The organism is Nonomuraea jiangxiensis (assembly GCF_900099965.1).
Taxonomy (GTDB): Bacteria; Actinomycetota; Actinomycetes; order Streptosporangiales; family Streptosporangiaceae; genus Nonomuraea; species Nonomuraea jiangxiensis.
Map to the genome: position 1 here is coordinate 69,141 of NZ_FNDJ01000019.1, position 11,685 is coordinate 80,825.

General features: G+C 71.0%; 11 protein-coding genes and 1 pseudogene. 8 read left to right on the plus strand and 4 right to left on the minus strand.

From position 1 onward, the window contains the following. Window positions 1-54: 54 nt before the first annotated feature. A pseudogene (locus BLS95_RS58295) lies at window positions 55-480 on the minus strand (ATP-binding protein); the annotation flags it as partial. A 137-nt stretch (window positions 481-617) separates the two neighbouring features. Here BLS95_RS58295 and BLS95_RS35340 point away from each other — a divergent pair. After that, window positions 618-1,607, plus strand: a complete 990-nt coding sequence (locus BLS95_RS35340) for an EamA family transporter (RefSeq protein ID WP_090942015.1) — start codon at window positions 618-620, stop codon at window positions 1,605-1,607. A gap of 37 nt (window positions 1,608-1,644) precedes the next feature. Here the strand turns inward: BLS95_RS35340 and BLS95_RS35345 are convergent, their stop codons facing one another. Both BLS95_RS35345 and BLS95_RS35350 read right to left on the minus strand, forming a co-directional pair. After that, window positions 1,645-2,175 carry a hypothetical protein gene (locus BLS95_RS35345; protein WP_090941708.1) on the minus strand — a complete coding sequence of 177 codons (531 nt, stop codon included), beginning with the start codon at window positions 2,173-2,175 and terminating at the stop codon, window positions 1,645-1,647. 32 nt (window positions 2,176-2,207) lie between these two features. Beyond that, entirely contained in the window at window positions 2,208-2,576 is a 369-nt protein-coding gene (locus tag BLS95_RS35350) for a carboxymuconolactone decarboxylase family protein (RefSeq protein ID WP_090941710.1), read from the minus strand. Window positions 2,577-2,756: 180 nt separating this feature from the next. Between BLS95_RS35350 and BLS95_RS35355 the strand changes: the two genes are divergently transcribed. Genes BLS95_RS35355 through BLS95_RS35375 form a run of 5 tightly spaced genes read left to right on the plus strand, consistent with a single transcriptional unit; the run spans window position 2,757 to window position 7,685 of the window. After that, window positions 2,757-3,149: a GntR family transcriptional regulator gene (locus BLS95_RS35355; protein ID WP_090941712.1), complete on the plus strand. Its 393-nt coding sequence runs from the start codon at window positions 2,757-2,759 to the stop codon at window positions 3,147-3,149. Then, on the plus strand, window positions 3,146-4,036 hold the full coding sequence (locus BLS95_RS35360) for an ABC transporter ATP-binding protein (protein WP_090941714.1): 891 nt from the start codon (window positions 3,146-3,148) through the stop codon (window positions 4,034-4,036). Before BLS95_RS35355 ends, BLS95_RS35360 begins: the two co-directional genes overlap by 4 nt. Further along, window positions 4,033-5,103 (plus strand): ABC transporter permease, encoded by a 1,071-nt coding sequence (locus BLS95_RS35365; protein ID WP_090941716.1) that lies wholly within the window; start codon window positions 4,033-4,035, stop codon window positions 5,101-5,103. Before BLS95_RS35360 ends, BLS95_RS35365 begins: the two co-directional genes overlap by 4 nt. Then, window positions 5,100-6,518, plus strand: a complete 1,419-nt coding sequence (locus BLS95_RS35370) for a S41 family peptidase (RefSeq protein ID WP_090941718.1) — start codon at window positions 5,100-5,102, stop codon at window positions 6,516-6,518. Before BLS95_RS35365 ends, BLS95_RS35370 begins: the two co-directional genes overlap by 4 nt. 12 nt (window positions 6,519-6,530) lie before the next feature. Continuing rightward, window positions 6,531-7,685, plus strand: coding sequence for an alpha/beta hydrolase family protein (locus tag BLS95_RS35375; protein WP_090941720.1), 1,155 nt, complete (start codon window positions 6,531-6,533; stop codon window positions 7,683-7,685). A 22-nt stretch (window positions 7,686-7,707) separates the two neighbouring features. Here BLS95_RS35375 and BLS95_RS35380 read toward each other — a convergent pair whose 3' ends face one another. Beyond that, window positions 7,708-8,280, minus strand: coding sequence for a dienelactone hydrolase family protein (locus BLS95_RS35380; RefSeq protein WP_090941723.1), 573 nt, complete (start codon window positions 8,278-8,280; stop codon window positions 7,708-7,710). Window positions 8,281-9,147: 867 nt separating this feature from the next. On the opposite strand from BLS95_RS35380, the gene BLS95_RS35385 reads away from it, so the two are divergent. Both BLS95_RS35385 and BLS95_RS35390 read left to right on the plus strand, forming a co-directional pair. Continuing rightward, complete coding sequence (locus tag BLS95_RS35385; RefSeq protein ID WP_090941726.1) at window positions 9,148-11,268, plus strand: prolyl oligopeptidase family serine peptidase; 2,121 nt, start codon at window positions 9,148-9,150, stop codon at window positions 11,266-11,268. A 158-nt stretch (window positions 11,269-11,426) separates the two neighbouring features. Then, on the plus strand, window positions 11,427-11,660 hold the full coding sequence (locus BLS95_RS35390) for a hypothetical protein (protein ID WP_090941728.1): 234 nt from the start codon (window positions 11,427-11,429) through the stop codon (window positions 11,658-11,660). Window positions 11,661-11,685: the final 25 nt, after the last annotated feature.

The window sequence follows — 11,685 nt, forward strand, 5'->3', positions numbered from 1 at the left end:
CCTGATCGGGTGCTCGGCCCCCACCTCGTCGTCGCGGTAGGTCACCACCAGCAGCGCGGGTAACCGGCCGATCCGCCGTCCCAGCCAGACCAGCCAGTCCAGGGTGGCCTCGTCGGCCCAGTGCGCGTCCTCCACCACGACCACGGGATGGGATCGCCCTCGCGTGCCCGACAGTTCCTCCAGGGAGGCGGCGAAGATCTCCTCCTGGGCCGCACCGGCGCGCAGCCGTTCGGCCAGGACTCCCCCGCTCTGGCGGCCGATGTCGTGGAGCGGCCCCAGCGCCCGCGGGGTGACCAGCCGGTCGCAGCCGCCCCAGAGCACCCGCGCCTTCGCCCCGCACCGCCGGGCGAACTCCGTGACCAGCACGGACTTGCCGATGCCCGCCTCGCCGGCCACCACCGCCACCCGCCCGCTCCGGGTGGACTCGACCAGCAGGCCCTCGAGGAGTTCCAGTGTCGCTGAACGCTCCCACAGCTCCACGATCCCGATCGTAGACCTGCGGCGATCTTTGCGCCCGTCCCCTTGTTCCCGCCGGCGTTATTCCGTTGCGTCCCGGACAACGGGCATGCCACTGTCGAACCCACTCAACGGTGGTTACGGCGCAGGTGGGGTGGGTGATGAGGTACGCGGGGGCGGCGCTCGCGTTCACGTCCGCGTGCTGTTTCGGCTTCTCCGGGCCGATGGCCAAATACCTCATGGCGGCCGGGCTGACCCCGATCCAGGCCGTCTGGGTCCGGATGGCGGGCGCCGGGCTGCTGCTGGTGGCGGTGCTGGCCGTGGCCAGGCCGCGGGCGTTGCGGATCCGCCGTTCCAGGCTGCCGTTCGTCGGCCTGTACGCGGCCGTGGCGGTGGCCGGGGTCCAGGCGCTCTACTTCGTCGCGATCACCCGCCTGCCGGTGGGGATCGCGTTGCTGCTGGTCTCCATGGCGCCGGTGATGGTGGTGGCCTGGGTACGGCTGGTCCGCGGGACCCGGCTGGCGCGGGCGGCCTACGGTGGCGCGGTCGTCGCCGTCGTGGGCCTCGGGATCGTCATCGAGGTCTGGCAGGAGGTACGGCTGGACGCGCTGGGCCTGCTGCTCGGGTTGCTGGCCGGGGCGTGCTCCGCCGGATATTTCCTGATGAACGAGAGCTTCGGCGACGACGTGGACCCGCTCGGGCTGATCGCCTGGGGGTTGCTGGGGGCGACCGTGGTGCTGGTCCCGTTCGCGCGGCCGTGGGGCATCCCGTGGGAGGCGTTCACCGGGTCCGCCATGCCGGTCGGGGGTGCTCGGCCGTTGCCTGTGCTGGTGGCGTACCTGTGGATGGTGCTGGTCGCGACCGTGGCGGGATACATCCTGGGGGTCCACGCGGTGCGGCGGCTGTCGGCCGCCGTGGCGGTCACCATGGCGTCGCTGGAGGTCATCGCGGGCGCGATCATCGCCTGGGCGCTGGTCGGCGAGGCGCTGGGCGCGTTCCAGATCGTGGGCGGGCTGATCGTGCTGTCCGGCGCGCTCCTGGCCCAGACCGCCACCACCGCCACGGCCAGCCTCCGCCCCACCGCCACGGCCGGACTCCGGCTCCGGCCGCGCGGATCCGAGGGCGCCGGTCGGGTTGGCCGGCCTCCGTGAAGGGAATCCGATGAGTAGGCCGCGAACGGGACGGTGTTCAGAAGGCCGGCGCGGCCATGAAGGTCATGCTGGCCGCCATGCCGGCCGAGCACATCTCCTGAACGAGCGTCGCTCGATCCGCGCCCCGCTCGGGCAGCATGCGGATGAGCCCGGCACAGGTCCAGGCCAGCCCGATGACCAGGGCCACCGTGGCCAACGACCCACCGCCGTGCGCGTGCCCTGACCCACCGCCGCCGTACGCGGCACCGGGGGCGGCGCCGGGGAGAGTGGGGCCGCTCAGCGTCGTCAGCGTCAGGAGGAGGGACGTGAGCACGAAGTCCTGGATGTGATGGCCGGTCTCCGCGCGGCGAGAGGGGGAGCCGCAGAGCCAGCCGGCGGTCAGCAGCGCCGGCACCGCGACGGAGCAGAACACGCCGCCCAGGTGCCCGACCGCCATGCCGAGCGCCATGACGACGTGCGGCCATCTCCTGGCCGGCCTCGTGGCGGGCAGGAGGGCGGGCAGCAGGGCCGGGGCAAGGGCCAGGACGCAGCCGACCGACGCCGCCACCACGTGGAGGACGGCGTGCATCAGACACCCTCGGTTGCCACCGGCCAGGCCCGTCAGCCGAACTGGCCCGGCTGGTAGTCGCCGGCGGGCTGCTGGACGACGACGTTCACGCGGTTGAAGGCGTTGATCACGGCGACGAGCGACACCAGGGCGGCGAGCTGGTCCTCGTCGTAGTGCTTGGCCGCGTTCGCCCAGACCTCGTCGGGCACCCCACCGGCCGCGTCGGCGATCCGGGTGCCCTGCTCGGCCAGCTCCAGGGCGGCCCGCTCCGCCTCGGTGAAGACCGTCGCCTCCCGCCAGGCGGTGACCACCCGCGTCGTCAGCGGCACCGTCGAGTCCGCGATCACCCTGCTCGCCGAGATGAGGTGCTTCATGACCTTGACCGCGACCGGACTGCCGGAGAGGTTCAGGCGGGGTTCCATGGGGCTCCTTGCCGTAGTCGGTGGTTACACCCATCCGGACCTGGCAGCCGGGCGATCTGTGACGGCGCCGAAGGTGACGTACGTCACCGTGACGACCGCGGCCCCGGTGATCCCGTTCCTTATCCGTTCCATACATGGGACTATCTAAAGTGCTAGCAATCTAGATAAATGGAGTAACCGGTGATCGAGTTCTTTCTGGATGCGAAGTCCGGTGTCTCGCCGTACCTGCAGCTGGTCCAGCAAGTACGACACGCGCTCCGGCTCGGCCTGCTCCGCGAAGGTGACCAGCTGCCGACCGTCAAGGAGGTCGTGGCGCAACTGGCGATCAACGCCAACACCGTCCTGAAGGCCTACCGGGAGCTCGAACACGAGGGCCTGGCCGCCGCCCGGCCGGGGGTGGGGACGTTCGTGACGAGGACGCTCACTGACACCTCGCTGGCCGCGCACGGCCCGCTACGGCTGGAGCTGCGGCGCTGGCTGGCCAAGGCCCGCCGGGCGGGCCTCGACGACGAGAGCATCGAGGCCCTCTTCATGACGACCTTTCGGACCACCGCTCAGGAGGACATAGCGTGACTTCCGCCTTAGAAGCCCAGGCACTGGGCAAGAGATACGGCAAGCGCTGGGCGCTGCGCGACTGCACCATCGACATCCCGAAGGGCCACGTCGTGGGGTTGGTGGGCCCCAACGGCGCGGGCAAGACGACGCTGCTGAAACTGGCCGGCGGCCAGCTGGAGCCCACGACGGGCCGCATCACCGTGCTCGGCGAGCGCCCAGCGGCCGGTCCCGAGCAGCTGGCCAGGGTCGGGTTCGTGGCTCAGAACACCCCCGTCTACACCGGGCTCAGCATCGCCGACCACCTGCGGCTCGGAGCCCGGCTCAACCCCCGCTGGGACGACACGATGGCCCGCGAACGCATCGCCTCGCTCGACCTCGATCCCGCCCAGCGGGCGGGCAAGCTGTCCGGCGGCCAGCGCGCCCAGCTCGCCCTCACCCTGGGCCTGGCCAAACGCCCCGAACTGCTCATCCTGGACGAGCCGGTCGCCTCGCTCGACCCGCTGGCCCGCCGCGAGTTCCTCCAGGGCCTGATGGAGGCCACCGTCGAGCACGAGCTGAGCGTCGTGCTCTCCTCCCACCTGGTGTCCGACCTGGAACGGATCTGCGACTACCTGATCGTGCTCGTCGACTCGCGCGTGCAGGTCATCGGCGAGACCGACGAGTTGCTGGCCACCCATCACCGGCTCACCGGCCCGCGCCGCGACCCCGGCACGCTGCCCGCCGGCCAGCACGTGGTCTCCGCCCGGCACACCGACCGGCAGAGCACGTACGTCGTCCGTACCGACGGCCCGATCCTCGATCCCGCCTGGACGGTCACCCGGCTCAGCCTGGAGGACCTCGTCCTGGCCCACATGGACAAGCGTCCCGCCCGCGCCCGGCGGGCCGACCTGGAGGTACAGCGATGATCTGGCTGGCCTGGCGCCAGTTCCGCGGTTCGGTCACGATGATGGCCGCCGTACTCGTGGTGCTCGCCGCCACCCTGGCCCTCACCGGTCCGGGCCTGGCCTCGCGCTACGCCGCCGGGATCGCCGACTGCACCCCGGACGGCACCTGCTTCGAATTCTTCGACCGCTTCTTCGACGAGTACCAGACCCCGTTCCTGGCCGTCAGCCTCGTCGTGCTGCTCCTGCCGGGACTGGTCGGGCTCTTCTGGGGAGCGCCGCTCATCACCCGGGAGCTGGACGCGGGCACGCATCTGCTGGTGTGGAGCCAGAGCATCACCCGTGGCCGCTGGCTGGCGGTCAAGCTGGCGCTCACCGGGCTGGCGGCCATGGCCGCCGCCGGGCTGTGCGGCCTCCTGGTGACCTGGTGGTCCGACCCCCTGGACAGGTCGGCCGTACCGGAACTGGCGCAGATGGCCCCCGTGGTGTTCGGCGCACGCGGCATCGCCCCGATGGGGTACGCGGCCTTCGCCTTCGTGCTCGGGGTGACCGTCGGCATGCTGGTACGCCGCACGCTGCCCGCCATGGCCCTCACCCTGGCCGCCTTCGCCGCGATCCAGCTCGCCATGCCTCTGCTGGTCCGTCCCCACCTGATGCCCCCGGTCAGCGGCACCTTCGAGCTCGGCCGGGAGAACGTCGACGGCATGGGCGCGCCGAAAGGCGGATCCCTGCAAATCTTCCTGAGAACCTCGGCCGTGCCGGGCCACCCGGGCGCCTGGGTCCTGTCCAGCGAGTTCGTCGAGCCGTCCGGCCGCAGGAGCGCCGGAAGCAGCGACGACGGGCCGTCCTCGACGATCGTGGGAGCCGTCCCGGTCTCCACCACGTCGGGACCCTGCGCACCGCAGGCGGGCCCCCCGGGGATGAACGGGTGCATGGCCGAGATCAACCGGCTCGGCTACCGGCAGCAGGCCACCTTCCATCCCCTTGAACGCTTCTGGCCCTTCCAGTGGCTCGAGACCGGGATCTACGCCCTGCTCACCCTCGGCCTCACCTGGTTCTCCTTCTGGTGGATCCGGAGACGCCTGTCATGACCGTCGTCAGGATCGCCGTCGCCGGACTCGCCCTCCTGCTGGCGGCGGCCTGCAGCCCGCCGGCACCACCACGCGGCCAGGCCGCCACGACAGGCGGTACGGTCTGCGCGCCGCCCCAGGGTCGCCCCGAAGCGGAGACGCCCACCACGATCGACGTCATCGAACAGGCGTACTTCTGCATCCTCGGCAACTACTACAGCGGCCCGACGCTGGATGCCCGCTCCCTGTTGACCGCCGGATTCCTCGCCCTGACCCAGGAGATCAACCGCGACGGCCGTGACCTGCCGGAGGCGACCATGCCGGCGCTGACCGGCGACCGCAAAGCCGACTGGACCGCCTTCGAGGCCGCCTACCGGAAGATCACCGACCAGGTTCCCGACCTGCGCGACAACCTGGCCATCGTCACGCTGGAGGCCATGGTGGCCGCTCTCGGCGACAACCACGCCCGTTGGGCAGGCCAACCCGAACGGCCGCCCGACTACTACGACGGCGACGGCTACGGCCTGGGGCTCAGGGCGAACGTCAGCGCTCCCCCAAGGAACGACGACCCCCGCGTCACCCTCCCACCGCTGTTCGTCACCACCGTGGAGGGCGGCGCGGCCCAAGCCGCCGGACTACGCCCCGGCGACATCGTCGAATCGATCAACGGAATGGCACCCTTCCTCGACGGCAGGACCACCCCCGCGATCGCCGCCCTCTACCCCGAATACCCCGACACTCGCCCGGTACGTCTGCGGCTGCTACGACAGGACACCGGCCGCCGGTGGACGGTCTCGCTCAAGCCCGGCCTCTACCCACGGGACCTGGCCGGTCTGCAGGTGGTGCGGTCGAAACTGGCGGACGACGACGTCGCCTACGTACGGATGACCGGATTCACTCCCGACTCCGCGAACCGGGTGCTACGCGCGGTCACCAGGCTGCGTACCGGCCGGACGCTGTCCGGTGTCGTGCTCGACCTGCGCGGCAACGGCGGCGGCAGCCCCGCGGAGGCCACCCGGCTGCTCAGCGCGTTCACTCACGGCAAGAACACCGCCTACCAGTGCACCGTGAACGGCACCTGCCAGGCCACGCCGACCGACGACACCGTCGAGCTGCTCAACCTGCCGCTGGTCGTGCTCATCGACCGCGACTGCGCCTCGGCGTGCGAGCACTTCAGCTCCGCGGTCAAGGACCTGCGCCTCGGCCGGCTGGTCGGCACCAGAACCGCCGGCGTCATCTCCGGCCCGGCCCAGCCCTACCTGCTCGCCAACAACACCCTCCTGAGCTTCCCCGCCAGGCACCACCTGGGACCCGATCGCGAGGTCATCGACCGGATCGGCGTGCCGCCCGACCACCACGTACCCCTCACCCCCGGGGACGCGGCCGCCGGGCGCGACCCCGTACTGGCCAAGGCCCTGACCTTGCTGCACACGTGAACGGACCTCCCCATGAGACAGATCCTGGCCGTCGCCGCGGGGCTGGCCGTCCTGGCCGCGTCCGGCTGCTCCGCCCCCTCACCACCCCGAGCCGACGCCCCACCGGCCACGCCCGCCGGCCCCGCCACCCTCCCCGCCCCGACCGGTGACCATCCGGTCGGCACCACCGTCCTGCATCTGACGGACACCAGCCGCCCCGACCCCTGGGACCTCGACGCCGACGCCCGCGAACTCAAGGTCACCCTGTGGTATCCCACCGAACAGCGCGACGGACAGCGGGCCCCGTACATGACGGCCAAGGAGTCGGAGCTGCTCCTGAAAGGCTCGGGAATCGCGAGCGCGCCGTTCGACACGCTGAGCAAGACGCGAACCAACGCCGTCCAGGACGCCGACCCCGTCGGGCGCAGGCGTCCGCTGGTGGTGCTCTCCCCCGGCTTCACCAAGCCGCTGAGCACCCTCACGTCCCTGGCCGAGGACCTGGCCAGCCGCGGGTACGTCGTGGCCGGCATCGACCACACCTACGAAAGCTACGCGACCACCCTGTCCGACGGCCGGATCGCCGAATGCCTGGCCTGCGACAGCGACACCGACCCGGGCTTCGGCGCGGGGCTGGTCCAGGGCCGGGCCGCCGACGTCTCCTTCGTCCTGGACCAGCTGACCTCCACGGGGAAGCACGCCGGCCTGATCGACCGCGAACGGATCGCGATGGTGGGCCAGTCGATCGGCGGGGCCAGCACCATGGCGGCCATGGTCAAAGACCCACGCATACGCGCCGGCATCGACATGGACGGCACCACCTACGCCCGCATCCCCAAGAGCGGCCTCTCCCGGCCGTTCATGTTCATCGGTTCGCGGGAGCACGTTCCCGGGGGCAACGACAACTCCTGGGACCGCGACTGGAAGCTGCTGACCGGGTGGAAGCGCTGGCTCGTGCTGTCGGGCGCCGAGCACCAGTCCTTCACCGACACGCGGCTGCTGTCGGACGCCCTCGGCATCAAGCCCCTGCCGGGCGTGCTGCCCGCGGCCCGCGCCGCCGAGCTCACCCGCACGTATGTGGCGGCCTTCCTCGACCAGCACCTGAAATCCGAACGACAACCCCTGCTGGAGGAGCCGTCATCGCGCTACCCCGAGGTCAGGTTCTGCCCTGCGGCCTGCGACGAGTCCTGAGCCCGGCACGGCCGGCGCCCGGTCAGAGGCCGGCGAGGAAGTCCAGGGCGATCCTCCAGGCCCGTTCGGCGGCCTCGGCGTTGTAGTCGGGCAGGTCGGGATCGGTGAACAGGTGGCCCACGCCCGGGTAGCGGAAGACCTCCACGTCGGCCCGGGCCCGGCGCAGGCCGAGGTACCAGGCGTTCAGCCAGTCGACGGGCTCGTAGGTGTCGGGGTCGGCCACGTGCAGCTGTATCGGCAGGTCGTCGGCCGCGACGCCGTCAGGCATGTCCGAGGTGCCGTGCATGAGCAGCAGCCCGCGGGATTGCTCGTCGCCGAGGGCGAGGTTCTGGGCGATCGCCGCGCCGAGCGAGAAGCCCGCGTAGACCAGGCCGCCGGCGGACAGCGGGGCCGCGGCGGCCACGGCGCGTTTCAGCAGCTCGTCCCGGCCGATCTCCTCCTTGATCGCGAGCCCTTCTTCGGGCGTGTCGACCACCCGGCCGTCGTACAGGTCGGGGACGTGCACCTCGTGCCCGGCCGCCCGCAGCCTGTCGGCTGCCTGGTGAACGTGCGGGCGCAGGCCGTACATCGAGTGCAAGAGGAGAATCCGTGCCATGCGCGCAGCTTAGCCAGCGCCGGACGGGCAGCGACCGCCCACCCGGCGCGTGGCGCGTCAACGTCGATCGGAACCGACTGGAATGGGTGGATTCATGCGCGACTCGCTTCCCGGGGCGGCCGTGGTGACCGCCCCGGGAAGGTCTGACCTGAGGGATGGTCCCGGATTTCTCCGTGGCCATCGGCCATGGGTCAGCACATCGCGAGACTTGGGAGATCTGCGCTGACGTCAGTCCCAGTCGTAGTGACGACGGCGGTGACGGTAGCGGTCGCGGTAACGGTAGCGTTCACGGTCGCGATAACGATAGCGCTCACGGTCGCGAGGATAGGGACTTGCGAATCCGGCGTACATAGGCCGTCTCCTCTCGGATACGCAATCGCACAGGGCGATCGCGCTTTCTCATCCATCATCGGCAGGCGCTTCTGAGCGCGTCTAGACAAGCCGGTCCGACCCGAGCCGATACGAGGCACGTCCTGTTCTCGGGCATGGCCCGGCGCTGCCGAAGGCGCCTGCCGGTGAACCACCGGATGACCCGCGAAATGCGGATGCATAAGCTGTGCATTTCCTTCGGTTGACGCGGCGCCTTCGCCGCAAAAAACGGCAAAGCATCAAAGCGGGCGAATTTATCCGGCGACAGGTGCGGAGCGCAATGGCCCGGGCATGGGCCCACCGTCAGGACAAATCCCGAGCAGATCTTGGGGGTAGTCATGTACGGATATCTGCCAGACGCAGCCTACCGACCCGCTCCGCGCACGGGCGTTCGTCGCTGGTACGACGCCGTCGTGCTCGGTGAGCGAGCCTGAGTAAGACGGGTGCCGCGGTCGTCATTCGGCCGCGGCACTCCGATGCGACGGGAGGGACGGCTCAATGGCGCGACCGCTTTATCCGCAGGCTCAGCGCGACGGCGCTACGGAGAACCTGTTCGGCTACCCGGTTTCCGACCCCTACCGCTGGCTCGAAGCCAGTGCCGACCCGCTGGTGCGGGCCTGGGCGGCGCAGCAGGACGAGCTGTTCTCCGCGCATCGCGGTGAATGGCCCGACACCGAGCGCTGGCGGTCCGTCATCGAGGAGCTCTCCACCTTCGGGGTTTCCGATCCGCCGCTGGTGCGCGGATCGCTCATGTTCATCGCCGAGCAGCTGCGTGAGGACGAGCAGCGCCGCCTGGTCGTGGTCGACGGCATGGGCGACAGGCGCGTGCTGGTGGACCCGGTGGAGCTGGACCCCTCAGGACGGACGCGGCTCTACACCTGGTGGCCCTCGCGGGAGGGCGATCGGGTGGCGGTTCAGCTGGAGGTCGCCGAGCGGCCCGCCAGCGACATCGTGGTGCTGGACACCCGTACCGGCAAGGTGACGGACGGCCCGCTGCCGCGCGCCTGCAACACCTCGCTCGCCTGGCTGCCCGGCGGGGACGCCTTCTACTACGTCAGCCGGGTCCCGGACGAGGAGCTGGAGCCGGAGGACCAGCGGCTGCACCGGCGCGTGCTGCTGCACCGGATCGGTTTCCCGCCCGAGTCCGACCTCGTGGTGTTCGGCGGCGCCGATGCCCCCGACTGCTACTACGGCCTCACCGCCGGCGCCGACGGCCGCCACCTCGCGATCACGGTGTCGGACGGGCCCGCCCCGCACAATGACGTGTGGATCGCCGAACTGACCGAACCGGCGGCCCCCCGTTTCGTGAAGACGGTGGACGGACGCTCCACCCAGGCCCGCGTCCTGCCGCGGTTCCTGCCGGACGGCGACCTGCTGCTGGTCACCGACTACCAGGCCCCGTGCGGCCGAATCTGCACGGCGTCGAGGCACGACACCGACCCGTCGGCCTGGCGCACGCTGGTGCCCGAGGACCCTCGGGCCCCGCTGGACGACTGCCTGGTCCTGGACGATCCGGCGCTGCCGAAGCCGTTGCTGCTGGTGGCACGCGCCCGCCACGGCGTCTCCACGTTCACGGCGCACGACCTGGCCGACGGCCGGCCGCTCGGCACCGTGCCCCTGCCCGGCGTGGGCGTGGCGTCGTCCCTGCAGACCGAGGTCCCCCGGGGACGCCACCTGTGGTTCAGCTACTGCGACGCCGCCACACCGGCGACCGTCTACCGCTACGACGCCGCCACGGGGGACGTGGCCCCGGAGGTCACGTGCGCGGCGATCAGGCCCGACTCCACCATCCGCAGCCGGACCATCCGGTACCCGGCCGGGGACGGCACCGAGATCACCCTGTTCCTCTTCATGCCGTCCGAGGAGTTCGACGGCCCCCGCCCCGCGCTCCTGCACGGCTACGGCAGCTTCGGCATGGCGATGCGCCCGCTGTTCTCGCCGATGGCCGCCGCCTGGGTCAAGGCCGGCGGGATTCACGCCGTCGCCTGCGTACGTGGCGGGGGCGAGGAGGGCCAGGACTGGCACGATGCCGGGCGGGGACCGTACAAGCGGCGGGCGATCAGCGACTTCAACGACGCCGCGAGCTGGCTCGTCCGCACCGGCCTCACCACTCCCGGCCAACTGGCCAGCTACGGGATGTCCGGCGGCGGGCTGCTGGTCACCGCCGCCGCCATGCAGCGCCCGGACCTGTACGCCGCCGTCATCGCCGACGGCCCGCTGTGTGACATGGTGCGTTACGAGCGCTTCGGCCTGGGCGGCACCTGGACCGAGGAGTTCGGCACCTCCGCGGAGCCGGAGCAGCTCCAGTGGCTGCTCGCCTACTCCCCGTACCACCACGTCACCCCGGGGACCGACTACCCCGCCTTCCTGCTGGCCGGCGCGGTCACCGACCTGCTGACCGGCGAGGCCCACGTCACCAAGATGTGCGCGGCCCTCCAGTACGCCACCAGCGGCGACCGTCCCGTCCTGCTGCGCCGCGAACCGGAGAGCGCTCACGCCGGATCGTGCGCGAGCAAGGAACGCGCCCTGGCCGCCGACATCCTCACCTTCGCCGGAAAATACACCGGACTTTCCCTCGGAACACCCTGCGAATCGGCGGCGGACCATCCCGGCGGGTGACAAATTATGTTTTGCCGCCGACTGGGACCGTGCTTTTCGTACCGCGATTAGCCTGAATGGTGTCCAGCGCCGCATCGGCGTAATCCCGAGTTTCGGAACCGACGCCCGCCGTCCCCGTGGAATCGGGGATTCGGTCCTACCTCAGGGAGTGATCTCTGATGCTCAGACGTCTGCTCATCTCCGCCGCGCTGGCGGCGTCCACGCTCCTCGTCACCGGCGCCGCCCAGGCCGCCGGCCCCGGCGCCTGCGCGTCGGCCCAGCGCCTCGCCCACGGCACCACCGTGACCAAGCAGCAGTGCATGTGGCGGGGTGACTGCTACTACTGCTACAGCTACCGGACCGGGAGATGGGACGTCCAGCACTGCGACGGCGGCGGCGACCTCGAATCCTGACCCCGCCGGCAACGGACGACGGCGG